Source organism: Leucobacter sp. NPDC077196, from assembly GCF_040687075.1.
Lineage (GTDB): Bacteria > Actinomycetota > Actinomycetes > Actinomycetales > Microbacteriaceae > Leucobacter.
The window spans coordinates 288,980-314,496 of the sequence record NZ_JBFBML010000001.1 but is presented as its reverse complement, the minus strand read 5'-3'; the positions used below and the strand labels follow the sequence as shown (position 1 = coordinate 314,496).

The window sequence follows — 25,517 nt, the reverse complement described above, 5'->3', positions numbered from 1 at the left end:
TCTGCTCGCTACTCGCTGCTCTCTGCTCTCCGCTCTCTGCGTGCCTGCGTGCCTGCGTGCCTGCGCTCCCGCACTGCCTGGATCAGGTGCCGCAGAATGTCACGTGCGCCGGCCCGCCCTGGGGTGCGGGGCGCTCGAACCGCTCGAACCCCCGTTTCGCTTCGAAGGGGTGGGTCAGAACCGCGAGCAGCGTTGAGAACGACGCGAGGTCGCCCGCAGCCGCAGATGCGAGCGCGTCCTCGACGAGATGATTGCGGGGAATGTAGATCGGGTTGACCTGATCCATCGCGTCCGCATCGGGTGATGCAGCGAGCCAGGGGGTCACCCAGGCCCCCGACCCTTCGCCTCGCGGCAGCACCGCGTCGAGCGTGGCCGTGTCGCCGTCCGCCGCTCTCGCGAGTGCACGGAAGAAGCTCGTGTAGTCGATCTGGTGCCGCTGCAGATCGGTGAGCATCTCGGCGGTCAACTCGGCGAGTGCGCCGTCGTCGACGACCGCACGACCGGCATCGCTCGCGAGCCCCAACTTGGCGCGCATGCCCGCCATCCAGGCACTGTTGTACAGATCGCCGAAGCGATCGAGTGAAGCGACCGCGACCGCTTTGGCCTCCTCTGCGTCCGTGTGGAGGAGCGGAAGGAGCGTCTCGGCAAACCGCGTGAGATTCCAGAGCGCGATCGACGGCTGATTGCCGTAGGCGTAGCGGCGCTGGTAATCGATGGAGCTGAACGAGGCGGCCGGGTCGAAGGCGTCGATAAAGGCGCAAGGGCCGTAGTCGATCGTTTCACCCGAGATGGTCATGTTGTCGGTGTTCATAACCCCGTGCACGAAGCCGACGAGCACCCAGTGCGAGACGAGCTCGGCTTGCCGAGCGATCACCGCATCCAACAAGCCGACGTATCGATCCGGCGTCCCGGCGAGCGCCGGAGCATGCCGATCGATCGCGAAATCGGCGAGTCGGGCCAACAGCTCCGGATCGCCCTGCGCTCGCGCGAACTGGAAGCTACCCACTCTGAGGTGACTGCTCGCCACACGCGTCAGCACGGCTCCTGCGAGCAACTCGCCGTCGCGCGGTACGCTCCTTCCCGTGGCGACCACGCCGAGCGCGCGGGTGGTCGGCACTCCGAGCGCCGCCATCGCTTCACCCATGAGGTATTCACGCAGCATCGGCCCCAGCGCGGCGAATCCGTCGGCCCGAGCGAACGGAGTGCGCCCCGACCCCTTCAGGTGCAGATCGCGCAGCCGACCGGACGGACCGCGAACCTCACCGAGCAGCAGCGCCCTGCCGTCTCCCAATCTCGGCGAGTATCCGCCGAACTGATGCCCCGCGTATGCCTGAGCGACCGGCTCGCTTCCCTCGGGCAGCGCGTTGCCGAGAAGAAAGCGGACGCGAGAAGCCGCGGTGAAGCGGTGCGGGTCGATGCCGAGCTCTTCTGCGAGCGCGTCGTTCCACACCACGATGCGAGGCGACTCGGGCCGGAACGCCTGCCAGGGCGTGGAAAGTTCGGGGAGCCGCGAGGCGAAGTCGTGCTCGAGGACGAAGCCGACGTCATCTGGCAGGAGTTCGAACGACGTTTCGGCGTCGCGAACGGGGTCGGCAGCTGTCGACTTGCTGGAAGCGAGAGGGGCCGGGATTCGAGTCGATTCTGGCATGTGGCGAGTCTACGGATCGGGCGCGGGCAGCAAACGGGCTGGACACGCGCGTCGACTCGTGGCACTCGCTCATCAGATCCGCTAGGGTTTAACTAGCTTATCTAGATACTTTCTTTGGGAGATTGTAGAAATATGTCTGATCACCGCGCCTCGCCCAGTCACGCGTCGCCCAGTCACGCGTCGCACGCCCACCCGTCGCCGAGTCACGCAGCGCAGCCGGTTTCGACGCGCCCCAGACGGCGGTGGCTCCGAATCCTTCTGCCCGCCGTGCTCATCGTGCTCTGGTTCGCCGGCGCCGGCGCCGGCGGGCCGCTCTTCGGCAAAGTCGACGAGGTGTCCTCGAACGATCAGACGACCTACCTCCCGTCCTCCGCCGATGCCACCGCGGTACGCGACGTGCAGGGAGACTTCCTCGGCGACGACGCCATTCCGGCGATCGTCGTCTTCTCCTCGAGCGATGGTACCGAGCTCACCGACGACCAGCTCAGCGCCATCGATACAGCCGCCGGAGAAGCGGCGTCGCTCAGCGGCATTGGCGATGAGAGTTCACCGGCGATTCCATCGGAAGACGGTCGGGCCGTACAGCTGTTCGTGCCAATCGACGCGGACGCCGAAGTGAAGGAGGTCGTCGCCGAGCTCGGCGAGACACTCCGCGATCACGCACCTGCGGGTGTTGACGTGCATGTCACCGGCCCGGCCGGCTTCACCGCAGATCTCGCAGCGGGCTTCGCCGGCATCGACGGCATCCTCCTGCTCGTGGCGCTCCTCGCCGTGCTCGTCATTCTCGTGATCGTCTACCGCTCTCTCCTCCTCCCACTCGTCGTGCTCAGCACCAGCCTGTTCGCGCTCTGCGTCGCACTCTTCGTCATCTGGCATCTGGCCGATGCCGGGGTGCTGCTGCTCAGCGGCCAGACCCAGGGCATTCTGTTCATCCTCGTGATCGGCGCCGCAACCGACTACTCGTTGCTGCTCGTCGCGCGCTTCCGCGAGGAGCTGCGTGTGGCGCAGGATCGTGGAGCCGCCGTCCTCGCGGCCATCAAGGGCTCGTTCGAGCCGATCCTCGCGTCGGGAGGAACGGTCATCGTCGGGCTGCTGTGCCTGCTGCTCAGCGACCTGAAGTCCAACAGCACGCTCGGGCCCGTGGCCGCGATCGGCATCGTGTTCGCCATGCTCGCAGCGCTCACGCTGCTCCCCGCGCTGCTCTTCGCCTTCGGTCGGGCCGCGTACTGGCCGCGGCGCCCGAAGTTCGAGCCGGAGGTCGTCGCGGCGGAGAACGGCATGCCCGCGCACGGAGTGTGGCGGCGTCTCGCCGAGTGGATCCGTCGCCACCCGCGCCCCATCTGGATCGTCACCACGGTGGTGCTCGCACTGGGCGCAGTCGGAGTAACGCAGCTGCAGGCGACCGGCATACCGCAGTCCGACCTCGTCGTCGGGCAGTCCGAGGCTCGCGACGGCCAGGCCGTCCTCGGCGAGCACTTCCCCGGCGGCTCCGGCAGCCCGGCTTACGTGCTCGTCGACGAGGATCGCCTGCAGGAGACCGCAGACACCCTGCTCGCGCAGAACGGCGTCGACAGCGTCGCAGTGACGGCAGCGGACTCCCCGAGCGGCACCACGCCGGTCACCGAAGACGGTATTCAGGCGCTCGGCCCTCCCGGAACGCCTGCACCCGAAGCAACGGTGAGCGAAGGAAAAGTGCTGCTGCAGGCGACCCTCGCAGACGCGGCCGATTCCGAAGCCGCGGCAGAGACGATCACCAGCCTGCGATCCGAGCTCGAAGCAACGTCGGCGCTCATCGGCGGCGTGACCGCGACGGCCGTCGACACGAATCAGGCGTCGATCCACGATCGCAACCTCATCATCCCGCTGGTGCTCGTGGTGATCCTCGTGATCCTCATGCTGCTGCTCCGATCGATTCTCGCCCCGGTGCTGCTCATCCTCACGACCGTGCTCTCGTTCGGCACCGCCCTCGGTGTGGCGGCGCTCGTCTTCAACCACGTGCTCGGATTCCCCGGAGCCGACCCCGCGGTGCCGCTCTACGGATTCGTCTTCCTCGTCGCACTGGGCATCGACTACAACATCTTCTTGATGACGCGCGTGCGCGAAGAGTCCCGTCGGCATGGAACGCGGGAGGGAATCCTTCGAGGCCTCACCATCACGGGAGGGGTGATCACGTCGGCCGGGCTGGTGCTGGCCGCGACGTTCGCAGCGCTCTCGGTGATCCCGATCCTGTTCCTCGTGCAAATCGCTTTCATCGTCGCCTTCGGCGTGCTGCTCGACACGTTCATCGTGCGGTCGCTCCTCGTTCCCGCGCTCTCCACCGATATCGGAAAAGCCATTTGGTGGCCGTCGAAGCTGTCGCGCATGGAGAATGGTGAGTGATGATGACCTCTGACACCGCACCGGAAACCGCAGGCGCGCAGCGACGCGTGGTGATCGGTGGCGCCTCCGGGCTCATCGGAGACGCACTCGCCCGCTCATTGAGCGCAGACGGCGTCGATGTCATCCGTCTCGTGCGGGGCGCGCCTCGCAGCAGCAACGAGATCGAGTGGCGCCCGGGCGAGGCACCGCTCGACCCCGCGGTCATCGCGGGCGCACGAGCCGTCGTCTGCCTCAACGGGGCGAGCATCGGCAGGCTGCCGTGGACGCGCTCGTACCGCGAGACGCTCCGCGATTCCCGCATCGCCCCGACGCGCACGATCGCGGCGGCGGTTCGGGAACTCGGCGCGGACGCGCCCGCACTGCTCAACGCTTCGGCCGTCGGGTTCTACGGCGATCGCCCCGGCGAGCGACTCACGGAGCACAGCGGACCCGGCAGCACCTTTCTCGCCGAGCTCTGCGTCGCTTGGGAGCAAGCCGCGCTCGAAGCGGGAGCCGATGCGCGCATCGTGCTGCTGCGCACGGCGCCGCTCATCGATCGTGGTGGAGTGCTCAAGCCGCTGCTCCTGCTGACGCGTCTCGGCCTGAGCGGACCCCTCGGCGGCGGCTCGCAGCGCTGGCCGTGGATCTCGCTCGCCGATGAGGTTCGCGCGATCCGGCACCTGATCGACAGCGACGTGTCAGGCCCCGTGAATCTCGCGGGTCCCGCCCCTGCGTCGGCCAACGACACGGGGCGGGCGATCGCCCGAACGCTGCGGCGCCCGTTCCTCCTGCCGGCGCCCGCTTGGGCGCTGCGCCTCGCTCTCGGTCGGGATGCCGCCGACGCGCTTCTGCTCTCCGACGCCGAGGTCGCGCCAGAAGCGCTGCTCGGCTCCGGATTCCGGTTTGCGCATCGCACGGTGGAGGAGGCCGTCGACGCGGCACTCGCAACCGACCGCTAATCGTCGAGATCGATCGCGGATCCCATCGCGCGGAATGCGCGCTCGGCGACCGCGAGCTCCTCGGTGGAGAACTGCGCCATCTCGTCGCGCATCGCGAACAGCTGCGCCCCGAAGCGCTTGAAGAACTCCTGTCGAGCGGCGTCGGTGAGTTCAATGACCCGCGCCCGACGGTCGCTCGGATGCGGGGCGCGTCGCACATGCCCCGAAGCGCTCAGACGATCCAGGAGTTTCGTCGTCGAGGCTGTGGATATGCGCAGGTGCGCGGAAAGATCGCGCGGGCTCACGGGGCGACCTTCCTCCTCGCGAATAATGAGCAGACGCAGCGCGGCGAGATCGCTGGCATTCATCTCCATGCCCTGCTTCATGCCGGCCGACATGCGATCGTGCGCATCGCCGAATCCGCGTACTGCGCGCATCAGCGCGAGCATGTGTGCGTCGCGCTCGCCGTCGAGCTCACTGCCGCCATGCATCGTTCGCCGTCACTCCTGATCGTCCCGTCGCCCGGGTGCGACGACACCGCCGCAGAGGAATGATACCGCCTGACCTGCGCAGAAGTGCCGGTCAGGCGCGATTCGGCGTGTTCACCCGACGATCAGGCCGGCGACCAGCACGAGGATCGCGAGCAGCGGGAGCGTACCCTGCTTCACGGCTGCCCCGCGTTTGTCGGGCGACGACACCAGAAGCACGACCGCCGCCGCGAGCATCGATCCAACGCCCGCGAGCACGAGCGCATATCCGATGGGGCCGTTTGCCAGGAATGCGATCGCGAGGCCGATGAGGGTGACCAGCGCCAGGAACAGATTGTAGAACCCTTGATTGAACGCCATCTCCCGAGTCGCCTCGGCCTGCTCTCGGCTCAGGCCGAACGTAGCCCGGGTCTTCGCACTCGTCCAGGTGATGGATTCCATCCAGAAGATGTAGACGTGCAGCAGCGCGGCGAGGGCCGCGAGCACCAAACCGATTGCGATCATGCTGGCTCCTGTCGCCGGGTGTCGAGACCATGTGCGTCGCATGTCACACTATCGGCGTCTTCGCTCCCCACCACCAGTCGGCGCCGGATTCGCTTCGCTCACTCGGGTAGCTCGCGGCGCTCCCGCAGCACTCCGTCGGCACCGATCTCGATGATCGTGTCGATGCGTATCCCCTCCAGAAACGCAGTGTCGTGACTCACGATGAGGATCGCCCCGCGATACGCGTTGAGTGCGTCGGTGAGCTGGGCAACACTCGCGAGGTCGAGGTTGTTCGTCGGCTCGTCGAGTATCAGCAGCTGTGCCGGCGGGTCTGCGAGCAGAAGTCGCGCGAGCGACACCCTGAACCGCTCGCCGCCCGAGAGCGCACGGACCGGTCGGTCGGCGCTCGCACCGCGCAAGAGGAGCCGCGCGAGGCCATTGCGAATATCACCAGCAGGTGTGCGCGGAGCAACCGCCTGCACATTGTCGAGTGCGCTCGCGGCCTCATCGAGACCATCCAAGCGCTGCGGAAGGTACCCGAAGCGCTCAGTCAGCAGGCGACCCGTGGGGCCCTCCGCTCCCCCACTCCCCCGCACCAGCCGCTCGAGCAGCGTGGTCTTGCCCGTGCCGTTCGCCCCGACCAGCGCGACGCGTTCTGGCCCCTGCACGATGATCGGATGGTCGATGCCGTCGAACTCGACCAGACGTCGCCCGCGGGGCACATCGGGGTCGGGCAGGTCGACCGAGATGCGCGCGTCGCGGCGCACGCGCGCATCGGCATCGTCGACGGCGGCCTGCGCAGCGCGCACCTGATCGTCGAGCGTGGTGCGCATGGCGCCGGCAGCGACCTGCGCGCTGCTCGCGCGGCGTCCGGCGAGAATCTTGGGGATGCCGCCGTCGAGTTGCGTCTTACGCCCCGCGCGTTCGCGACGCGCGAGTTTCGTCTCGGCCTCGACCCGCTGACGCTTCTCGATTTTCAACGCCTGCTGTGCAGCACGAGCGGCTTGCTCAGCCGCCGCCTGCTCCAGCTCTCGATGCTCGACCCAGGCGCTGTACGGGCCGCCGAACAGGCTCACACCTCCATCGTGGAGTTCTGCCGTGTGCTCCATGCGCTCGAGCAGCTCGGTGTCATGACTGACGACGATCACGGTGCCGGGCCAGTCGTCCACGAAGTCGCTCAACCGCGCTCTCGTCGGGCGATCGAGGTTGTTCGTCGGTTCGTCGAGCAGCGTGATCGACGCACGGCGCAGACGCAGACCCGTGATCGCGATGAGCATCGCCTCGCCGCCCGACACTGTGGCCACGCTGCGGTCGAGGTCGTGCGCCGAGAAGCCGATGCGATCCAGCGCCTCTGCTGCTCGTGACTCGATGTCCCAGTCGTCACCCACCGCATCGAAATGACGCACGTCGACATCGCCCGCTTCGATGGCGCGGAGGCCCGCGAGCGCGCGGTCGATGCCGAGCAGAGCGGCGACCGTCGTAGCGCTGTGCAGCGTCAGCAGTTGCGGCAGGGTGGCCACGTCTCCGACGGCAGAGATGCGGCCAGCAGACGGCTCGAGTGTGCCGTCGATCAACCGCAGGAGCGTCGATTTGCCGGCGCCGTTGCGTCCGATGAGACCCGTGCGCCCGGCCGGAAACGTCGCGTTGAAGTCGGCGAGCGCGGGCGTACCATCGGGCCAATGGTACGAGAGATGGTGCAGCGAAATCGCTGATGAAACGGACATGCGAACTCGATTCGGGTCGGCTCAGCGCCCCGAATCACCGAAGGCACGAGCAAGCAACAGAGAGATCTCGCCTGACCCGAACGACACTCAGCAGTGTCGCGCGGCGGCGGATGAAGTTCTGTCGACCTCGATATCCATGCTTCCCAGAGTACCCGAACCCGTCGAACGGGCTAGCCCTTTCGCAGCCGCATCACACACGCGGCCGCCGCGAACACGATCACCACAGCGCCGTATCCGAAGGTGACCTGGGTCAGACCGATGAGTTGCACGAGCAAACCGGCTACGACGGTCGGCACCCCGAAGGCGAGGTACGACACGAGAAAAATCACCGCGAAGACGTCGGCCCGCTGCGTCGCGGGGATATGCGGCGCGAGCGAGCTGACCACCCCGAAGAAGGCCGTGCCGAACCCGGAACCCGTCACTGCGACGGCGACGAGGTAGGCGGGAAGCGAGCCTGCGGCGAGCGCTCCCAGCGAGCATGCGGTGCCGATCGAGAGGGCGGCCGTTCCATACACCGCGACGACTCGGGGTGATCGGCTGCGCAGCACGAATGCCGCAATCGCGCCCGACCCCGCAAGCACCCCCACCGACAGCCCCTGCCACACGTGCGCTTCGCCCCCGAGCTCGAGATGCACGATGCTCGCGCCGAGCGAGAGGAAGAGCCCACCCGTCGCCCAGCCTGCGAAGATTGCCGGCGCGCCCCGCAGAAACTCGGCGCGCATCTCGACCGGCAGCGTCAGCTGGAATCTGAGCGAACGAAGCGCTCCCGGGGCACGGGGTGCCGTTTCTGGAACGAACCAGAACAGGATCGCCAGCACGACGTACAGCACGGCGAGCGGGGCGAAGACATCGGTCATCGCGTTCGCGGTGGTGTCGAGCGCGATGCCCGCCGCCAGGGCGCCGACGCCGAGACCGATCATCGGCGCGACTGCGTTCCACACTGCAGCGGATCCCGGGCGAGACGGTGCTTCGAGATCGGTGATCGCGGCGGAGATCGCCGAGAGCAGCAGACCGCTCGCGATGCCCTGCAGCACGCGCGCGATGACCAGGAGCAGCACCGTTTCCGCATGCCAGAACACGAAGACGCTCAGCGCGAGCATCAGCAGTGCGGCACTCGCGACCGGGCGCCGACCGACATGATCGGAAAGCGAACCTGCAGTGAGCAGAGTGAGCAGCAGTGCGAGCGCATACACCGTGAAGATCAGGGTCGTTACCAGCGGCGAGAAGCCGATCACTTCGGCGAGCACGGGGTAGAACGGCGACGGCGCGCTCGCTCCGGCCATCATCGCGGTGATGCTCACGATCGAGAGCGCAAAGCCCCATCGACGGCGCATCGTTTCACCGGCACCAGCAACTTGCGCTCCCACGCATCCCCCGTTCAGTCCGAAGTTCTCCGAACTGAACGAGCCTAGTGGCTTTCGGCGTGCGCTTTGCGCCGAGCGCCCCCGCCGTGATCGGATGCACCCGCGCCGGACGCAACCGCGTCGTTCGGAGCGCGCTTCTCGGTTACATCGAAGTCTTCTCGGTACGCTCCGATGAGCAGGCGGTACTGCGACACGATCGCACTCATCGTGTTGTAGCAGAGCAGGGTGACGGGCAGCAATATCCATTGCGCCAGCATGCCGACGCTGCGCATCCGCGAGACACCTTCTGGGCGTTCAGGCGTGAGCAGCAGCGTCAGCACGATGGTGACAGCGACGCCGACGAGAGCAACACGCTGCACACTGCCGATCATTCCGGGAAGCTCTGCTGCGAGCTGAGCTATGGAGAACGGCGGAGTGGCGATGAGATGCCCCAGCATGTTCGGATCGGAGAACGCAGATGCCCGCAGTGCTTCCGCGCCAGAAGCGAAGGGAATTCCCAGCGCACGCGTTGCCCACTCTGCAGCGCTCGCGCTCGCGCTCCCCGCTTCGCGCAGCAGTATTGCGAGGGGCGTTCCCGCGCCGCCCGACAGGCTTCCGACCAGGATCGGGATCCATGCTCCGAATGCCACCATCGGCGCGACACTCGCCAAGGTGACGTGCGAGTCGAGCAGCGTGACGAAGCGTGAGAGCGTCGCGGCGAGCGGCGCCCGGCGATCCTTCGAGAAGAGCCGAGTACCCACGAACGCGATATCAGAGGCTCCGTACGCCCACCGGCAGAGCTGCTTGAACTGCGCATGCAGGGTCCGACCGAACGATTCGCCGAGCACCGCATCCTGCGAGATGGGGAGATGGATCGGCGTCACCGCGTACCGTCCATCGAAGTGGAAGTAGCTGCGCCAGTACTGATGCCCGTCTTCGACGATGGTGCGCCTGCTCCAGTAGTCCATGGCGATCAACGCGCTCATCGGTTGCGAGTGGGAGGCGAAGTTGCGGAGCGAATGCGGTCGCACCGTCGAGATCAGGTTCCAGAGCGTATTGCCCGCCGCGACGACGCGAGTGGGAGCCGGAGCGTGCCACAGGTTGTTCACGAAGGTGGAGATCGGCTGGTACGAGCGTTGCGCCCGGTCGACATCTGACACGAACGCGTAGGTGACGTTGGCGAAATAGTCGGGGGGCACGCGGTTGTCGCAGTCGAGCGTCGTCACCATCACATCGGTGGCCGGAATCTGCCGGGCGCGCAGCCAGTCTCGGAGCTTGCGTGCGGCGAAGGTGATGTTCGCCCCTTTACCTGCGATCTCATCGGCCAGACCGCTCGGGTGCTCAACCGCGAGAAAGGCGGCGAATCTCGAGGCGTATCGGTCACGCAGGCGGTCTGCGCTCGCCTCGATCCCTGCACCGCCCCGCTCTTCATAGGCGAACACGACGACGAGACGCTCGGCTCCCGATGACTCCGCGAGCGAGCGGATGCTCGGTTCGATCACTTCGAAGGGCTCGTTGTAGGCCGCGACGATAACCGCATGCACGAGTCGGGATGGGAGCGGCACGTCAGCGGCATCGACGGAGAGCTTCAGGAGCAACGCGGCATGAGCGGCGGCGAACGGCTCGGGCAGGTCACGCGTCGCCGGACCGTGCAAGAGTTCGACTGGGGTACCCGGGCACGCTCGCGCCGTGCGCACCGCCGCATCGGTTTCGGCGACGAGCGCGGCCCAGTCGATGCGCTCAGCACTTCGCATGCGCCGGTAGCCCCGAAACGCATCGATCCCGCCGCGCACCGCACGAATGAGTGTCATGCCCACGAACGCGACGACGAACAACATCCCGATGCGCAGATCGATGAACGAGAGGAGGATCGCGAGAAGTGGAACACCGAAACTCAGCAGCGCCGGCAGCATCTCGAAGAATCGATACGAGCCGCTGCGGTCGCCGCGCGGGATCTCGTTGTCGAGCGGGATCCCGCTGTCGATTCGGGCTCGACCAGGCGCTGCAAACGCGCTCGTGGCATATCGAGCGTTGGACTCAGCAGTGGGCGTACAGCGTCTCACCGAACCGAGTGTATTGACGCCTGACCGGGAAGAACGGCTGTCTCACAAGCTGTTCACGTCTCGTTGAACGAGCGTTCGAGAACGATTCGTACGGCACGCGATCCTCGACGAACTAGACGAGATCCGGATTCTTCTTCGCGTACGTGAGCGCATCGTCCTCGGAGATCACCACGAGCCCTCGGGGCGTGTGCGACAGCGCCGAGAGGGCTTTGACCCAGGCTACGTTCAATTCAGGCGGCCGACTGCCCGAGAACCGAAAACCGACCGTGGTGTACGGAGACACCCACACCGATACCCGCCCGCTTCCTTCTTCGGGGGTTTTCGTCCAGCTCAAGAAGAAGCTCTCTTGCTTCTTCAGCTTCTGACCGATCACCGTCTTCAAGTGCGCCAGCAGGCGATCCTCGAACTCGTACTCGTTCCCACCATGCATCATGAACCCCATGCCATCATGCTGCCAGTCGGTTCCAGGCAGCTCTCGTTCTCGGGCCTCCGCCACGCTGAGGAATACATTTCGCGAAACGAGTTTTCGTGTCGAACAATGCCGCTCGCCCTGCGCCGAGCGTGTAGGTCGCCGACGCCTTGTCGGCTGACGAATCAGCTTGAGGAAGTGGACTACGGTATTAGCAATGGAGATGCGGCGATTTCGATCGACGGACTCGGAGCAGGTTGCGAAAACCTGGCAGGAGTTCGCGCCCTCATCGCGTTTGCTGAGCGTGGATGAGGAGAATTGCAAGCTGGAGTGGTTCTCTGCTGCCGTCGAGGGCTTCTCGTTGATTCGATACGAACTCGCCGCGAACATCGAGTCGTCGATCGCCCCCGAGTCGCAGCTCTTCGCGTGCAGCGTGCAGTCGCCCCGCGGGGGCACCACGGCGGGGCGCCGATCCTTGCCAGCGGGAAGCCCATGGGCGACCCATGGTACTCCGGTCACCGCGCACTGGGAGGAAACGGCTGTCGTGCGCGCCATGGTGTTCGACCGCACGTATGCTCAGCAGGTCGCGCGCCAGATCTCGGGCGACGATGCCCTCACGATTCAGCTGCGCGCCCCTGAGGCGATCGGGCCACGCGAAGCCGCACAGTGGGAACGCACGTTCACCTACTTGGCCTCATCAGTACTCGCCGGGGATGCATCGCTCGATCCCGACAGCGTCGTGGGAGCCGGCCTGCTGCGCCATGCGCTCTGGACGCTGCTCACCACCTTCTCGACGAGTTTCTCCGATGCGCGGGACCTCTCACCGCAGCGTTCTGCGGCACCCAACACCGTGCGGCGCGCTCTCGCATACATTGACGCGCATGCCCACGAACCCATCACCGTCGATGACGTCGCCGCTGCGACACACATCTCAACCCGAGGCCTGCAGTACGCGTTCCGCCGGTCGCTCGACTTCACGCCGAGTGAGTATCTGCGGCGCGCCCGGTTGGCCGGGGCGCATCACGATCTCAACGCCGCCGGCGATGATGCGAACGTCGCTCGTATTGCGCGCCAGTGGGGATTCACGAACGTGTCGCGGTTCTCGACTACGTATCGAGCGACGTACGGCTCGCACCCGGGTCAACGGCGTGGGCGCTAATGCTCGGCGCCGCGCAAGGCCTGTGCGCGTCGGCCCGGCCCGGCTATGGTCGAACCATGGCAGACAACGAAGAGTTCCAGATCGATGAAAGCGTCATTGCACTCACCGGCGCGCGCGGCACGGTGTGCGATGTGCGTCAGATGACGAACGGCGCCACCGTCTACGGCGTCGTAGACACGACCGGAGCTGTGCGCTACTACACCGCAGACAGCATCAAGCGAGTGCTCTGACCGCGCTCGCCGTCGAAGGCGCGATTCACGAGGGCGTCGTTTTGTGACCCTCGAAGAACAGCACTGGCATATCGGGTAACGGCCAGGACCTCACCTGCAACTCGTTCGTCGAGACGAGCGGGAAGTCAGAAGAGGCGAGGTCATCACGAATGTCTCGGTCGAGTCGACAGCCCCTCATGAATTTCACCGACCAGGGCGTGAGGGCGCGCTGCACGGTACGCGCGCGCGTCCCTGGCTGTGCGCCAACGTAGTCAATGAGCAGCAGTCGGCCACCCGGAGCCAGAACTCTCTGCACCTCGTGCAGTACCGCAGCTACGTCGTCGACCGAGCAGAAAACGAACGTGCCGAGCACGGTGTCAACACTGGCATCGGGAACGGGCAAGTTCTCGGCGCGAGCGTTCAGTATTGGGGCAAAGTGGCCCGCACGCCGCGCACGATGCTCGAGTCGGCGAATGTTGCGTTGGTCCGGCTCAGTTCCGCGCCAATCGACCATTGCTGGCAGAAGATCGAAGTTCGCTCCCCTACCCGCTCCGATCTCGAGAACGTTTCCGAATGCCCGCGAAATGGTTGCTTCTCGGCGCTCAGAGAATTCAGCGCCTCGTATACTCACGGATCCAACCATCGAGACGACTCCGATCATCACGCAGGCAACGGTTTCGGTTCACCTGTGCAATGTTGAGTCTGCCGGTGCACCGCAACCGGTCGACGCCGTACTGATCGGTTTACCAGTCATGACCGAAATTTTGCGTAGTACGCCGGTCGCCTTGCGTACGGCGGGCGCCAGCAACTGCGCGGCGCCCGCCGAACTGCTTGGCTACGCTCCCTCGTCGGGCGTCGGGGTCTCCTCGCCGGTCGACGGGCGACGGATGAGCTCAGGGTTTTCCTGACCGTAGCGCGGGTTCTTCTCCCGGCCTTCCTGGCCGTAGTCTTCCGTGGAGCCATCGAGCACGGGACGATCGAGGGTCTCTCCGTCGAGCGGAGTGTTGACCGTTCCTGCGCCGTTCGACGCCTCATGCTCGTTCGACGGATGTGGTTCGTTGTGAGATGCGTTCATGAGTTACTCCTTCCCGAAGTAGTTCTCACGTTAGCCATGTTCGAGCATCCGCGGCTACCCCAGTGCACCGCTCGCGCGGTTCGTGGTAGTACCGCTCCCGGCAAAAATGTCGGAGAGGTCCCGTAGCATCCATCTCAGCAGAGGGGGCAGCATGGGAATCAGGGAAGAGCACACGCTCGCGAATGGGTACTCGCGCTTCGACGCGACTTCGGCCGAGGAGACGCTTCAGGAGCTCGAGGCGCAGTTCGAGGCGGGCGAGCTGAGCCGACACGCCTACTTCGAGAAGAAGCGGGCACTCGTGAGGTTGTTCGTCAAATCAACGACGACTCCGCACCGTCGCCGGCGTGACACCGACTACGACTCGGAGCAGAAGGGCCGCTAGACGCTACGCCTTGCGGTACTGCGCCGTGATGGGGCAGTCGAAGGGGTCGCGCGCGGCGAGGCCGACGCGGTTCAAGTAATCGACCACGATCGCATACGAGCGCAGCAGCGACGTCTCGGTGTACGGCACGTTGAGGGTTCGGCAGTGCTCGCGCACGATCGCGCGCGCCTTCGAGAGGTGTGGCCGTGCCATGCTCGGGAACAGGTGATGCTCGACCTGGTAGTTCAGTCCACCCATGAGCCACGTCGCCCACCATCCGCCTCGGATGTTGCGCGAGGTGCGCACCTGCTTGGAGAAGAAGTCGAGCTTTGCATCGTGCGCAATGACGGGCATGCCCTTGTGATTGGGAGCGAACGATGCGCCCATGTACACCCCGAAGACCGCGAGCTGCACTCCGAGGAACGCGAAAGCCATGCCAACCGGAAGCAGCAGGAATACGGGAACGAGCACGACGGCGAATCGAGCGAGGATGATCGCGAGCTCAGTCCAGCGCCCGTTGACGGGCTCCTTGCTGAACAGGTACTTGAAGCTGTGGAAGTGCAGGTTGAGGCCCTCGAGCGTCAACAGCGGGAAGAAGAACCAGCCTTGGCGCTTCGTGATCGCCCGCACGAACCCGCGAGCCTGCACCGCGTCCTCTTCGATGAACGAGATCGTGTCGACCTCGATGTCGGGATCCTTGCCCACCTTGTTCGGGTTCGCGTGGTGCCTGCTGTGCTTGGAGTCCCACCAGGAGTAGCTCATGCCGATCGCTCCCGCGAGCCAACGTGCGAGCCGATCGTTCGCGGGGCCCGACGCCAGGATCTGGCGGTGAGCAGCCTCGTGTGCGAGGAACGCGATCTGCGTGAAGATGATGCCGAGAGCGCCCGCGATGAGCAGCTGGAACCAGCTGTCGCCCAGCAGGATGAACCCGGTGACCGCGCCGCCGAGGGCGACGGTGATGGCCAGCGCGACGGAGGCGTAGAACCAGTGCGCGCGGCGCAGCAGCCCCGATTCGCGAACGACCTGCGATACCCGCGTGTACGCCTTGGCGATCGGAGGGAAGTCGGTCGCGCGAGCCCGCGTCGGCTGCAGTCGACCCATTCCTTCGAGGGTACGGGTATTCGCTGTCGTCATCGTCGGCACCGGTTCCGTTCCGAGCCATTCAGATGCTGGCCCTTGTTTTGCCACAGGCCGTTTTGCCGATCGCTGACTTCACGCTAGCGGGTTGAGCATGCAATCCGCTGCATACGCCCGAGCTGCACAGCGCACGCCCAGGTGCCCCTCAGAAGCATCTTGCGATCCGGCATCGCTGCGAAGATAATCGCCGAGCACTATGAGCCAAGCGTCGCGCGACGACTCAACTCGAGCAACTCGCGTAGTGCCGCGTGATTCACCTTCGACAGCCTCGTGACGTACAAGCAGGCCTTACTCGCTCGATGGGGCCCGAGAGCCTCGAGGGTTTCCGGCCACCGCTCTGCGAAGTCGCTCACGAGATACAGCGTGTGTTTCGTCGATCCCGATGCGAACGCGAGCACGGGCATCGTGCCGGCGTGCCCGCTCTCGTACTCGTAACGCTGCTCGCCGAACCCGATGATGCGGTTCGCCCAAACAACAGGCGACTCACCGCTCACCTCCTGGTGCAGGGCGAGCAGTTGATCGGCCTCGTCGCGGCGCGGGCCAGTCACGCGATCGAGTACCGAACCGACCGGCACTTCGGACGGAGACATCGCGGGAGTTCGAGTGGCCATCGGAGCTCCTTCAGTCGGCTTGCACGTCGCTGTGACGAGCTTGGTCGTATGCGGCGAGGGCACGCGCTCGGGTCGCACGGAGGTCGACGATCTCGGGGAACAGCACACTGTCGTTCGCCCACAGGTTGACATAGTGTCCGTCGGGATCGAACTTCTTCTGCTGGGTCGCCGGGTTGAAGATGCGGAAATAGGGTGCGGCGTCGGCCCCGCACCCGGCCACCCACTGCCAGTTGAACGGGTTGCTCGCTGTATCGGCATCGACCAGCGTGTCCCAGAACCACGCCTCGCCGATCCTCCAGTCCGTGAGCAGATTCTTGGTCAAGAACGACGCGGTGACCATGCGCACCCGGTTGTGCATGTACCCGGTGCGCCAGAGTTCACGCATTCCGGCGTCGACGAGTCCGTAACCGGTCTTGCCCTGCTGCCACGCGTTCAACTGCTCTTCGTCGGGTTCCTTCCACGGGAAGTGGGCGAACTGAGGGTTGAGCTCGTGCAGGTGCAGCGGCGGGTTGTGGAACGTCGTGTGCCAGGCGAATTCCCGCCACCCGAGCTCCGAGAGGAACGTACCGACGTCGGCACCCGAGGCGAGCGCGCGGTGCCAGACGGTGCGCGGGCTGATCTCTCCCCAGCGCAGGTACGGGGACAGCCCCGAGCAGACGTCCTCCGCCGGGAAGTCGCGTCGCTTCGCATACTCGTTCGTCGGGCCGGAGAGGAAACGATCGAGCTGCTGCAGCGCCTGCTGCTCACCCGGTTGCCAACGCTCGGCGATCCCCTTCGCCCAATCTGGGTGAGTCGGCTGCAACTGCCAGTCGTCGAGCCGGTCACTCGCCGCTGTGATCCCAGCGCCACGCAATTCTTCGGGGATCGGCACGGGCTTCGCCGGCTCCGGCATCGCGAGGCATGCCCGCCAGAATGGCGAGTAGACGCGATAGTGGCCGCCCGACTGGGTCTCGATCGTCCACGGCTCGAACAGGAGCCCGCCGATGAACGAATGCGCATCGATGCCGCTGTCACGCAGCTGCTCCTTGATGCGCGCATCAATGTGCCGCTCGGCGCCGTAGCGCCGATTCCAATACACGTGATCGGCGCCCGTTTCAGCCGCGACGTCGAGCACCACCTGCTCCGCAGCCCCGCGCCGCAGCACGAGCGGCACTCCGTGCCCCTGCAGAGCCTCGGCGAGTCGGGAGAGCGACTCGTGCAACCACCACTTCGCGGCACCGCCGAGGGCCCGTGTCTCCACTGATTCCTCATCGAGGACGTAGAGCGCGACCGCACCGTCCGGATCGGCGGCGCCCGCCGACAACGCTGCGTGGTCGGCAAGTCGCAGATCATCGCGGAACCAGATCAGTGCGGTCATGTGCCCATCGTAGGGTTCCACGTCGACCACACGCCCGCGCTTGCATTGAAGCTTCTGCTTCACCGAAAAATCAAGGGGGTTCCAGTATTTCTGGAGTGCGTGCACACTCATGTCTGTCGTTCCCGCTGAACCGTGTACCCCATGCACTTGCGAGTCACCGACACGTCGTCCCTCCCTCTGATTGTGCAGGGAGGGGCGACACTTCCGCGTTCGCCGAACCGCAATTCACCCCGGCGCGCACGAGTCTCCTCAGCCGCGCGACTGCGCGTATCTGACGCCGAGTTCGAAGCGCGACGACACTCCGGCCGCGGCCATCGCGTCGGCGATTCGCCTGCTCACAGTGCGCATGGAGAGCCCGAGAGACTCCGCGATTCTCAGATCCGTCCAGCCGAGCGACATGAGCTCAAGCACGTCGGAAGCGCCCCTCGTGTACGACGTCCACGGGATAGCCGAGCGCCAGTGATCATCGAACACCTGTTGGAGTGGCGCCACGATCGACGGGCGTCGCGTCAAGAAGTAAGCCTCATCGTGCTGATTCTCGCGTTCGGAGATCACCGCGGCTGTACCCCGGTACACGGCGAAGAGGAACGGAGAGGATCGCACCCGAACTTCGAAACCGCTTCGTTCGATGAGCGCGGCAAGCTCGGCGAGCCCGCCTTCCGGTTCGCCGGGCGGAATTAGCACGCGAAGCCGCAATGCACCTGCCTCCGTGACGCCGCGCAGTAGGTCCGCTCGAACATCGAGAGTCCAGTTTCGTCGGTGCACTTCTGGAACGTCGGGCAGTACGACGTCCATGCAGAGCGGGTGTTCAGTCTGCTCGTGCAGCAGGTTCCACCAGTGCTGCCAGAACCCGCTGTGCCCGTAGAGCACCTGTTCGCCGGTACTCAACTGCTCAGCGTGCAGCCATTCGACGTAAGAGTTCTCGAGCAGGCTGAGTTCCTCAGGGGGGAACGCTTCGGCACCGTAAGCCGGCCGCTGCAACGTCAGGTAATCACCCTCGTAGAAGGCGAGTTGCGCTTCGACGAGACGCTCGACGCTGCTGAGCAGAACGGGATCGGTGGGCCGACGCCGCAACCCCGCCTCGCATACCCTCACGTAGTCTTTGTGGAGTTCTATGCGTTCCGCATCAAGAGAGTCCACGTTCAGAAGATAGCACAGAGGCCGAACATGGATGGGCGAGGCGCTGGCCCCGCCCATCCATATTCCATTCACTCCGCGTCGACCGCCCGTGCTGCTCTGCGGTTGCGGTGAAGGAGGAGGATCCCTGCCGCGGCGAGCACTCCACCGAGACCGAAGAGGATCCCTCCCCCGCCGCCGCCGGTGTGCGACAACTCCGGTGTCGTCGTGCTCGAATCATTCGCGTGGGAAGCGGCTGGAGAGGAGTCCACTCCGCCCGTACCGCTCGGCGCGTCCTCCGCGCCGCTATCGGCGCTGCCTCCCGAACCATCAGCAGGCTCATCCAGCACGGAAAAGCGCACCTCCTCAGTCGAACTGCCCACCGAATTCGCGGCTGCGACGTTCAGCACGTAGTGCCCGGGTTCGACGGGCACCGCATCGATCTCGATCTCCGAGCTGAGCGTTCGGACAGCGTCGGCCCACGGGAGCGCAGTGGGATCCCCCACTCGGTGCACGCTCGCGCTCAGCTCGTCGGCGTCGGTGGCGGTCGCCTGCCACGAGACGCGGCTGCCCGGGCGGATCTCGGTCGCTTCATCACTCTCCAGGATGCGCTCGATGACGATGCCGGGCGCGGTCGAGGGCGCGACCGGCTCACCCTGACCAGATGAACTCGCGGGAACCACCTGGAGCCTAAAGTCATGCGAGGTGACTCGAGCGTCGCCAGCAGCGTGGTGCGGGCTCACCTCGGTGATGCGAACGACGACGACGGTCGCGGACGCGGGCGTACCGGTGAGGAGAGGAGCGCCCGAACCATCGAGTCCGATACGAACGCCATCGGGCAGAGCCACTCCAGAGCCGTCCGCTCCGAACGTCTCGACACGGTAGCTGGCGTCCGATCCTCGCTCATCGACCAGGGGGATCTCGAGCGGAGTTCCGGTTTCGACCGTAGCACCGAAGTCCATCGAAAAGCGCGTTGGCGCAGGGTCGACGTGCAGCGTCAGACCAACTGCGGCTCCGTGCTCGTCAGAGAGCGGGAAGGTGAAGATGCCGGGTTCCGCAGCCACTCCCGCAAGGATTCCAGTGTCCGGATCAAACGTGAGACCACGGGGCAGCGACGCCGGGTTCACCTCGACGCGCCCGCTCACGCCCAGGGCATTCGCAAGCGAGACTTCGTAACTCCTGCCGTGAATCGCTTCGGGGAGCTCGAGCGTCTCGCCGGCAGCTGCGAGGTCGTCGGTCAAGACCGGCGCGCTCTGCTCCGATTCCAGCGTCTGGCTCTCGAGGCGCATGCTTCCGCCGCTCTCGTAGGTGCGGAACTGCAACTTCTTCCCGACCATGCCGCTTGTCACCTGCAGCGTGCTGAGCGTCTGACCAGAGATCGGCCGGTCGTCGGCGTACCACTGGTACTTGATGTCGAGCGGAATGCCGCTCTGCGGATCGATGAACGGCGCCACGGCGGTCAGGGTGTCTCCGACGTGCGGGGCGAGACGTCCCTCCGGCAGGTCGATCGTCGGGGTCACACCGGCGGGCATCGACGTTTCTGCGCTCGCGCGACACGATTTCCGTTCGTGCGAGTCGATGTGCGCGAGCACGGTTCCACTCGGTTCGCCCCGGTTGTTCTTCAGGGCGACGGTCGACATTCCGTTGAACTTCCACGGCCGATCCAACTCCGTGCCGGTCATCCAGTTGCCCAGCGTGCTCACCGAGGGGGTGGTCGCGACGGCCATACCCCACATGCCCGGCGGCACTGACATATTGATGCTTTGGGAGTTGGTCCGAGCGGTGCTCCAGCTCTTATTGATGCTGCCACTCACTTTCACGGAGAACTTCCCCTTGAGGAAGAGGATCGATCCTTCAGCCTCATGGCCGACCTCGAGGCCGGCGGACCAGCCGAATTCGTCGGTCTTCTGCTGTCCCGACGTCACCTGCTGGTCGAGCGGAGTCAACCCGCGCGTATTGTCGATTCCCCACCACCAGCTCCCCTCGTAGCAGCCGTCGACGGAGGAGGTTCGAGAGACTACTGCGCCCTCCTTCACGGGATCGATCTCAACGGCGCCCGGGGCAAAGAAACCACCCGCTGCGGCCTTGCGCTCGAGTCCGACATACTCTCCATCGGTGCTCATCGGTTTGACCCAGAGGTTCTCGCCGCGGAACATTCCCTGGGCTCCGCGTTCGTACATGGCGATTGCTCCGACATGCATCTTCCTGCGCAGAAACTCCCACTCGTCTTTCGCGCTGTTGTCGTTCACGATCGCGAAGTGCATGGTCGACGCGGGGTGAAGGCCCGACATCGAGCCGAGCGCCGTGCTCGTCGCGTCGCAATCGGGAGTGGTGCCGCTGGCGCCCCCGTTCAACCCCGCTTTCGAGCTGTACAGACAATGTGAGGGGTATCGGTAGCTGCGAACGATGAATCTAGGCTGCTCACTGGCCTTCGCGATGTTCACCGCAGCGACGGTGTCATCGTCGGCATCGTGCAGCGCAACGTCGTTGGTGCTCGCATGCATCGGCTCGACCACCCAGTTCTTGCTCGAATGACCGTTGCACCCCGTCCACTGCACCTTGGTCGACTTGTGCTTATCGGTGCCGCCCTTCGTGGCGAGACACAGCCCATCGCTGGCGCGGACGAAGCGGACGGTACCCGGGTACTTCGTGCTGGTCTCGATATGCACCGCGCTCGCCCCGTGCGTCGAGAACCCGTCATGCGCGACAGCGATCATGACGTTCTTCCCGTCGCCCGTCCCGTCGGCCGCCTGCGCGGGATCTGCACTCCCCGTCGCGGCGGCCGATACGACGAGCACCCCGCACACCGCAATGGCCATCCAACGCGCCATGCTCCTGCTGAATCGTCCCTGCACCGTTTTCACAGTTCTCCTACTCTCGGCATGAGTTCCAACTTCACGATCGTAGAGAGCAGTCGGGCCCGTTCTCGGCGACTGGCGAAGACTCGCCAGTCGCCGGCCTCTGAAGTACGATCCCACCCGCCCATGCCTCCTTACACTGGCAACATGCAGATTCAGACTCCGTCGAAATTGGGCGTATGGCGAACGACCACCGCCCTCCTTCGCGAGGCGTGGGCGCTCGTTCGTGCGGGGAACTCCCGACTTCTCGGCCTGATTCTCGCCTCGCAGCTCATCATCCTGGGCGTCGCCCTTCCCGTGCTCGGATGGCTCTTCCGGGAGGCGCTGCGCGCGGGCGGTATGACCGGCCTCGACCTCGGGGCGCTCGGCCCCCAGCGCGGCTTCACGCTGACGCTCGCACTCATCCTCGTGATCGTCACCCTCGCGTTCTGGCTGATCTCGCTGCAGTTCACCGCGCTGCTGGTGATGCTGCAACGACCGAGCATCGGCCTGCGCGATCTCGCCCGTGAACTGGGTCGTGTCGCCCGCAAGCTGCTGCGCCCCGGTTCGCTCTCGCTGGTGCTCTATCTCTTCCTGCTGCTGCCGCTGAGCGGATTCGGGTTCACCTCCGCACTCACGCGTGGCATCGCCATACCGTCGTTCATCTCGGGCGAGCTGCTCAAGAGCACATCGAGCGCCATCGCACTCGCCGTGTTTCTTCTCGTACTCGCATGGCTCAACCTTCGTCTCGCTCTCACCGTGCCGATCTTCGTGATGACGCAGGGGCGCCGCGCCGCGCGCTGGAGCTGGCGTCTGACCCGAGGGTTCCGCACGTGGTTGCCGCTCGTGCTCGCGATCACCGCGGTGCTCGTGCTGGGAGGCTTCGGTGCGACCGCGCTCACCCTCATCTCGGTACTGCCGATCCTCCTCTCGGATGCGATCGCTCCCGCCGCCTCGCACGTGATCGCGGCCTACTCGCTGGGCGCCGCACAGGTGCTCGGCATCCTCCTCAACGGCGTGGTGACGGCAGCGGTCGGCGGGATCCTCATCGCGAAGGTGCGATCCGTCGCGGCCAGCACCCCGGAGTTCCCTCCGCTCGTGCACGCCCTCGCACTGCCGACCGCGGCGGCAGCGAGCACCCCGCTTCGTCCGGACGGCGCGCCCCGCACATCGCGTCGCCCCGCCCTCGCCGTCATCGCACTCGCGATCCTCGCGACGATCGGGTTCGGAACCTCGGCGGTCGATACGCTGCAGCGGCTCTCGAACGCCCCCGCCACCCTCGCACTGGCGCACCGGGGCTTCTCAGACGGCGGCGTCGAGAACACGATCAGCGGCCTCGAGGCTGCGCACGCCGCTGGCGCCGACCTCGTGGAGATGGACGTCATGCAGACGAAGGACGGTCGATTCGTCGCCATGCACGACGCAACGCTCGGGCGCCTCGCCGGGCGGCCCGACGCCGTGAAAGACCTCACGTTCGACGAGCTCACAGCCATCACGGTGCATGACGCGCACGGGCATGAAGACCGTATTCCGGCCTTCGCCGACTACGTCACCCTAGCGAAGCAGCTCGGCATGCCTCTCCTCATCGAGATCAAGCTCGGAGGAGCGGAAACACCCGATCACGTGGAGCGCCTCGTCGACGAGCTCGAGCAGCTCGACGCACTCGAGAGCAATATCTATCACTCACTCGACCCGGTGAGCGTCGACCGGTTGAAGCGGCTGCGCCCCGACCTCGCGGTCGGCTACACGATGGCCTTCGCGGCCGTCGCGGCGCCCGAAACTCCTGCCGACTTCATCGTCCCCGAGGAATGGAGCGCCACTGAGCAGTTGCAGCACTCTGCCGACCAGGCCGGCCTCGCCTTCATGGTGTGGACTGTGAACGACGAGCCGGGCATGCGCGAACTGCTGCGACGCGGCGTGGACGGGATCATCAGCGACCACCCCGACAGGGTGATGGACCTACGCACCGGAATGCAGCAGGAGGCCGGTCTCGCCGGCATGCTGGTCGACGCGGTCAGCCGTTTCGTGACGATCGTGTAGAGCGGCGCGCGTCGACGACGCTCTTCGCGCAGCCGGAAAAATAAGAACCCCCGCGTGTAGAAGCCACGCGAGGGTTCAGTGGCTCCGACGGGCGTCGATCCCGTGACCTCTCGATTTTCAGTCGAACGCTCTACCAACTGAGCTACAGAGCCAGGCACTCACCTTAGGCGACCGCCGGAGACGAAGAAGCCCTTCCGAGGAAGGGCTCTTCATCCAGCGACCCTGACGGGACTTGAACCCGCGACCTCCGCCGTGACAGGGCGGCGCGCTAACCAACTGCGCTACAGGGCCATAATGTGTTGCTATTCAATTGTATTTCGGTAAGAGTGACCCCAACGGGATTCGAACCCGTGCTGCCGCCGTGAAAGGGCGGTGTCCTAGGCCGCTAAACGATGGGGCCGAAGCGATTTCTCGCTTGCTACCGAGATGAAATCTTACGGGGGTTCTCCACTGCGGCGCAAATCGAGCCCGCGATCGCGGTATCTCTGGCGTGTCGCGGCGGGAGCTAGAACGCGTGAGCGGTCAGTAAGGTGCACTTCAGGCGCGAATAATGCACCTCACTGACCGCTCGCCCGTACCGCCCCTACCAGTGCCGGTGCTCGTGCGACCCCGCCAGGTCGGTGCGGTAGTCGGGCCAGGGCAGGTCGATCGGCGGCTCGAAGTCCGCAGGCAGGAGCGGCGGCACCGGATCGGCGGCCGTGCGCTCCGCGAATTCCCGTCGCGCCTCGGCGAGCACCTCCGGCTTCGTGAGCAAGTCGAGGAAGGTGCCGGCGACGGTCTTCCCGGCGGTCACGATCGTGGGGGCGATCGTCTCCGGGATCCCCCCGAGTGCGTTCATCACCCACGAAGGGTACGGTCCGGCGCCCGGAACGGGTTGCAGCGCGGGGCGCGACACGTAGAAGCGCACGAGCGGCGCGTAGTGACTCATCTCGACGTAGTCGTCGCTCGTCCAGTTGCGCTGCCAAGCTGGCATGTGCTCGCGCAGCCCGCGTTCCGCCTCCTGGGGCGTGATGAGCTGCTCGGTCTCGGCGAGGAAGGGCCGTTCGCTCGGCTCCAGCCCGAGCGAACGCTGCACCTCCTGCGCCACAGCGACCGCTTCCGGTCCGTAGCTCGGCGCCCCCACCTCTGACAGGTTGTCGAAGAGCACCGTTGCCATCGCGTGATTCGTGCGGCCGGGGCGGCTGCGCGCGATCCAGCGCTCTTCGAGTTCGCAGTGCCCCATCGAGGCCGCTGCCGCAGCGTTGCGGTCGAGCACCTGCAGAATGTGCTCGGCCATCTCGATGTCGGGCGTGCGCCACGAGAACTGCACGCGAGCGACGCGCTGGGGCAGGTTGTCGGCGGTGGCCTGGCCATCGGTCAGGATCGCATCGGAGAAGCTCCATCCACCCGTCGCGGGCAGCATCGCGTCGAGCATGCTCCGCGATGCAGAGTACATCTGCATGAGCGACAGGTTCGCGCCGGGGGCGCGTGCGGCCGAGTGCGACGCCGGGATGGGCGAGTTCGGATCGGCGCTCGACAGCTGCCACTGCTCGGGGTGGTCGCAGATGAAGCTGTACACCTTGCTGTAGTACGCGCCGCACTGGGTGTCCCAGCGAGCCGTGTTGCACAGCGGCAGCATGTAGAAGGGGTGGAATGAGACGATCGCGTCGGCGTCGTCGTAGTACCCGCGCAATCCGTGCACGACCTTCGACCCGTGCATCTTCTCCGCGGGCTCACCCGTGTAGTGCAGGGTGCCGGCGATATCGTGCTGACGCATCGCGTGCTGCGCGGCGAGCACCCCGGCGAGTGTCGAGATGCCGAGAACGGAGTGCGGGTCGGTGTGCCCTGGCGCGAACCGCGAGAGGCCGTCTCGCGGCGCCTCCGTCGTCGCAGCGGCCTGGCTGTTGCCCGGCACGGCGTCGTACTCGGCGTAGGTGAGGAGCGTCGGGCCGTCTCCGTTCGACCAGCGGGCGCTGAATGCGGTGGGCATGCCTGCCGAACCGTCTTCCACGGCGAAGCCCTCGGCGCGGAGCCGTTCGACGTACCACTGCTGCGAGCGGTACTCGCGCCATGCGGGCTCCGCGAGCTCCCAGATATGGGTGTGCCACTCGGTGAGCTGCTGCAGGTGCTCATCGATCCAGGCCTGGGCGGTGCGCTTGGCCGCTGCGGTGAGTTCGGTCAC

The 25,517-nt window shown here is 65.8% G+C and carries 21 protein-coding genes and 3 tRNA genes; 6 read left to right on the top strand and 18 right to left on the bottom strand.

What is annotated here, in order from left to right; translation table 11 throughout:
- Positions 1-82: 82 nt before the first annotated feature.
- Positions 83-1,648, bottom strand: coding sequence for a protein adenylyltransferase SelO family protein (locus tag AB0O71_RS01500; RefSeq protein ID WP_363741076.1), 1,566 nt, complete (start codon positions 1,646-1,648; stop codon positions 83-85).
- A 132-nt stretch (positions 1,649-1,780) separates the two neighbouring features.
- Here AB0O71_RS01500 and AB0O71_RS01495 point away from each other — a divergent pair, with 132 nt between their 5' ends.
- Complete coding sequence (locus AB0O71_RS01495) at positions 1,781-4,027, top strand: MMPL family transporter (protein WP_363741074.1); 2,247 nt, start codon at positions 1,781-1,783, stop codon at positions 4,025-4,027.
- On the top strand, positions 4,027-4,965 hold the full coding sequence (locus AB0O71_RS01490; RefSeq protein WP_363741072.1) for a TIGR01777 family oxidoreductase: 939 nt from the start codon (positions 4,027-4,029) through the stop codon (positions 4,963-4,965). Before AB0O71_RS01495 ends, AB0O71_RS01490 begins: the two co-directional genes overlap by 1 nt.
- On the opposite strand, the gene AB0O71_RS01485 is transcribed toward AB0O71_RS01490, so the two are convergent.
- From AB0O71_RS01485 to AB0O71_RS01460, 6 genes are all read right to left on the bottom strand, one after another.
- On the bottom strand, positions 4,962-5,435 hold the full coding sequence (locus tag AB0O71_RS01485; protein WP_363741070.1) for a MarR family transcriptional regulator: 474 nt from the start codon (positions 5,433-5,435) through the stop codon (positions 4,962-4,964). The genes AB0O71_RS01490 and AB0O71_RS01485 overlap by 4 nt on opposite strands.
- A gap of 111 nt (positions 5,436-5,546) precedes the next feature.
- On the bottom strand, positions 5,547-5,936 hold the full coding sequence (locus tag AB0O71_RS01480) for a DUF1304 domain-containing protein (protein ID WP_363741068.1): 390 nt from the start codon (positions 5,934-5,936) through the stop codon (positions 5,547-5,549).
- 98 nt (positions 5,937-6,034) lie between these two features.
- Positions 6,035-7,639 (bottom strand): ABC-F family ATP-binding cassette domain-containing protein, encoded by a 1,605-nt coding sequence (locus tag AB0O71_RS01475; protein ID WP_363741066.1) that lies wholly within the window; start codon positions 7,637-7,639, stop codon positions 6,035-6,037.
- Positions 7,640-7,809: 170 nt separating this feature from the next.
- The gene (locus AB0O71_RS01470; RefSeq protein ID WP_363741064.1) at positions 7,810-8,940 is read right to left on the bottom strand and encodes an MFS transporter; all 1,131 of its coding nucleotides are present in this window, start codon (positions 8,938-8,940) and stop codon (positions 7,810-7,812) included.
- A 107-nt stretch (positions 8,941-9,047) separates the two neighbouring features.
- On the bottom strand, positions 9,048-11,045 hold the full coding sequence (locus AB0O71_RS01465) for a hypothetical protein (RefSeq protein ID WP_363741062.1): 1,998 nt from the start codon (positions 11,043-11,045) through the stop codon (positions 9,048-9,050).
- Between the two features lie 112 nt (positions 11,046-11,157).
- The gene (locus AB0O71_RS01460; RefSeq protein WP_363741060.1) at positions 11,158-11,487 is read right to left on the bottom strand and encodes a hypothetical protein; all 330 of its coding nucleotides are present in this window, start codon (positions 11,485-11,487) and stop codon (positions 11,158-11,160) included.
- Positions 11,488-11,671: 184 nt separating this feature from the next.
- Between AB0O71_RS01460 and AB0O71_RS01455 the strand changes: the two genes are divergently transcribed.
- Together AB0O71_RS01455 and AB0O71_RS01450 are read left to right on the top strand one after the other, a co-directional pair.
- Positions 11,672-12,613, top strand: coding sequence for an AraC family transcriptional regulator (locus AB0O71_RS01455; RefSeq protein ID WP_363741058.1), 942 nt, complete (start codon positions 11,672-11,674; stop codon positions 12,611-12,613).
- Positions 12,614-12,669: 56 nt separating this feature from the next.
- Positions 12,670-12,843, top strand: a complete 174-nt coding sequence (locus AB0O71_RS01450) for a hypothetical protein (protein ID WP_363741056.1) — start codon at positions 12,670-12,672, stop codon at positions 12,841-12,843.
- Positions 12,844-12,868: 25 nt separating this feature from the next.
- Here the strand turns inward: AB0O71_RS01450 and AB0O71_RS01445 are convergent, their stop codons facing one another.
- Positions 12,869-13,465, bottom strand: coding sequence for a class I SAM-dependent methyltransferase (locus AB0O71_RS01445; protein ID WP_363742115.1), 597 nt, complete (start codon positions 13,463-13,465; stop codon positions 12,869-12,871).
- Between the two features lie 192 nt (positions 13,466-13,657).
- On the bottom strand, positions 13,658-13,897 hold the full coding sequence (locus AB0O71_RS01440; protein ID WP_363741054.1) for a hypothetical protein: 240 nt from the start codon (positions 13,895-13,897) through the stop codon (positions 13,658-13,660).
- 151 nt (positions 13,898-14,048) lie between these two features.
- Between AB0O71_RS01440 and AB0O71_RS01435 the strand changes: the two genes are divergently transcribed.
- Positions 14,049-14,279 (top strand): hypothetical protein, encoded by a 231-nt coding sequence (locus tag AB0O71_RS01435; RefSeq protein ID WP_363741052.1) that lies wholly within the window; start codon positions 14,049-14,051, stop codon positions 14,277-14,279.
- A 3-nt stretch (positions 14,280-14,282) separates the two neighbouring features.
- Here AB0O71_RS01435 and AB0O71_RS01430 read toward each other — a convergent pair whose 3' ends face one another.
- The 5 genes from AB0O71_RS01430 to AB0O71_RS01410 all read right to left on the bottom strand — a co-directional run bounded on the left by AB0O71_RS01430 (position 14,283) and on the right by AB0O71_RS01410 (position 21,310).
- A complete protein-coding gene (locus AB0O71_RS01430; RefSeq protein WP_363741050.1) occupies positions 14,283-15,392 on the bottom strand; it encodes an acyl-CoA desaturase in 1,110 nt (369 codons plus the stop codon).
- A gap of 197 nt (positions 15,393-15,589) precedes the next feature.
- Entirely contained in the window at positions 15,590-16,006 is a 417-nt protein-coding gene (locus AB0O71_RS01425) for a DUF1801 domain-containing protein (RefSeq protein ID WP_363741048.1), read from the bottom strand.
- Positions 16,007-16,016: 10 nt separating this feature from the next.
- A complete protein-coding gene (locus tag AB0O71_RS01420; protein ID WP_363741046.1) occupies positions 16,017-17,363 on the bottom strand; it encodes a deoxyribodipyrimidine photo-lyase in 1,347 nt (448 codons plus the stop codon).
- Between the two features lie 249 nt (positions 17,364-17,612).
- Positions 17,613-18,458: a hypothetical protein gene (locus AB0O71_RS01415; RefSeq protein ID WP_339970880.1), complete on the bottom strand. Its 846-nt coding sequence runs from the start codon at positions 18,456-18,458 to the stop codon at positions 17,613-17,615.
- Between the two features lie 113 nt (positions 18,459-18,571).
- Entirely contained in the window at positions 18,572-21,310 is a 2,739-nt protein-coding gene (locus AB0O71_RS01410) for a putative Ig domain-containing protein (protein WP_336661327.1), read from the bottom strand.
- Between the two features lie 174 nt (positions 21,311-21,484).
- Here AB0O71_RS01410 and AB0O71_RS01405 point away from each other — a divergent pair, with 174 nt between their 5' ends.
- Positions 21,485-23,356, top strand: a complete 1,872-nt coding sequence (locus AB0O71_RS01405; RefSeq protein WP_339970876.1) for a glycerophosphodiester phosphodiesterase family protein — start codon at positions 21,485-21,487, stop codon at positions 23,354-23,356.
- A 79-nt stretch (positions 23,357-23,435) separates the two neighbouring features.
- Here the strand turns inward: AB0O71_RS01405 and AB0O71_RS01400 are convergent.
- The 4 genes from AB0O71_RS01400 to AB0O71_RS01385 all read right to left on the bottom strand — a co-directional run bounded on the left by AB0O71_RS01400 (position 23,436) and on the right by AB0O71_RS01385 (position 25,517).
- Positions 23,436-23,508, bottom strand: a tRNA-Phe gene (locus AB0O71_RS01400).
- Positions 23,509-23,573: 65 nt separating this feature from the next.
- A tRNA-Asp gene (locus tag AB0O71_RS01395) sits at positions 23,574-23,647 on the bottom strand.
- Positions 23,648-23,683: 36 nt separating this feature from the next.
- Positions 23,684-23,756: transfer RNA gene (locus tag AB0O71_RS01390), tRNA-Glu, on the bottom strand.
- 183 nt (positions 23,757-23,939) lie between these two features.
- Positions 23,940-25,517, bottom strand: a complete 1,578-nt coding sequence (locus tag AB0O71_RS01385) for an amidohydrolase (protein ID WP_363741042.1) — start codon at positions 25,515-25,517, stop codon at positions 23,940-23,942.

What these genes read in the sequence shown, in the direction of transcription:
- AB0O71_RS01500 (WP_363741076.1), bottom strand. Translation starts at nt 1,648, where the DNA reads ATGCCAGAATCGACTCGAATCCCGGCCCCTCTCGCTTCCAGCAAGTCG.
- AB0O71_RS01495 (WP_363741074.1), top strand. Translation starts at nt 1,781, where the DNA reads ATGTCTGATCACCGCGCCTCGCCCAGTCACGCGTCGCCCAGTCACGCG.
- AB0O71_RS01490 (WP_363741072.1), top strand. Translation starts at nt 4,027, where the DNA reads ATGATGACCTCTGACACCGCACCGGAAACCGCAGGCGCGCAGCGACGC.
- AB0O71_RS01485 (WP_363741070.1), bottom strand. Translation starts at nt 5,435, where the DNA reads ATGCATGGCGGCAGTGAGCTCGACGGCGAGCGCGACGCACACATGCTC.
- AB0O71_RS01480 (WP_363741068.1), bottom strand. Translation starts at nt 5,936, where the DNA reads ATGATCGCAATCGGTTTGGTGCTCGCGGCCCTCGCCGCGCTGCTGCAC.
- AB0O71_RS01475 (WP_363741066.1), bottom strand. Translation starts at nt 7,639, where the DNA reads ATGTCCGTTTCATCAGCGATTTCGCTGCACCATCTCTCGTACCATTGG.
- AB0O71_RS01460 (WP_363741060.1), bottom strand. Translation starts at nt 11,487, where the DNA reads ATGGGGTTCATGATGCATGGTGGGAACGAGTACGAGTTCGAGGATCGC.
- AB0O71_RS01455 (WP_363741058.1), top strand. Translation starts at nt 11,672, where the DNA reads ATGGAGATGCGGCGATTTCGATCGACGGACTCGGAGCAGGTTGCGAAA.
- AB0O71_RS01450 (WP_363741056.1), top strand. Translation starts at nt 12,670, where the DNA reads ATGGCAGACAACGAAGAGTTCCAGATCGATGAAAGCGTCATTGCACTC.
- AB0O71_RS01445 (WP_363742115.1), bottom strand. Translation starts at nt 13,465, where the DNA reads ATGGTTGGATCCGTGAGTATACGAGGCGCTGAATTCTCTGAGCGCCGA.
- AB0O71_RS01440 (WP_363741054.1), bottom strand. Translation starts at nt 13,897, where the DNA reads ATGAACGCATCTCACAACGAACCACATCCGTCGAACGAGCATGAGGCG.
- AB0O71_RS01435 (WP_363741052.1), top strand. Translation starts at nt 14,049, where the DNA reads ATGGGAATCAGGGAAGAGCACACGCTCGCGAATGGGTACTCGCGCTTC.
- AB0O71_RS01430 (WP_363741050.1), bottom strand. Translation starts at nt 15,392, where the DNA reads ATGACGACAGCGAATACCCGTACCCTCGAAGGAATGGGTCGACTGCAG.
- AB0O71_RS01425 (WP_363741048.1), bottom strand. Translation starts at nt 16,006, where the DNA reads ATGGCCACTCGAACTCCCGCGATGTCTCCGTCCGAAGTGCCGGTCGGT.
- AB0O71_RS01420 (WP_363741046.1), bottom strand. Translation starts at nt 17,363, where the DNA reads ATGACCGCACTGATCTGGTTCCGCGATGATCTGCGACTTGCCGACCAC.
- AB0O71_RS01410 (WP_336661327.1), bottom strand. Translation starts at nt 21,310, where the DNA reads ATGGCGCGTTGGATGGCCATTGCGGTGTGCGGGGTGCTCGTCGTATCG.
- AB0O71_RS01405 (WP_339970876.1), top strand. Translation starts at nt 21,485, where the DNA reads ATGCAGATTCAGACTCCGTCGAAATTGGGCGTATGGCGAACGACCACC.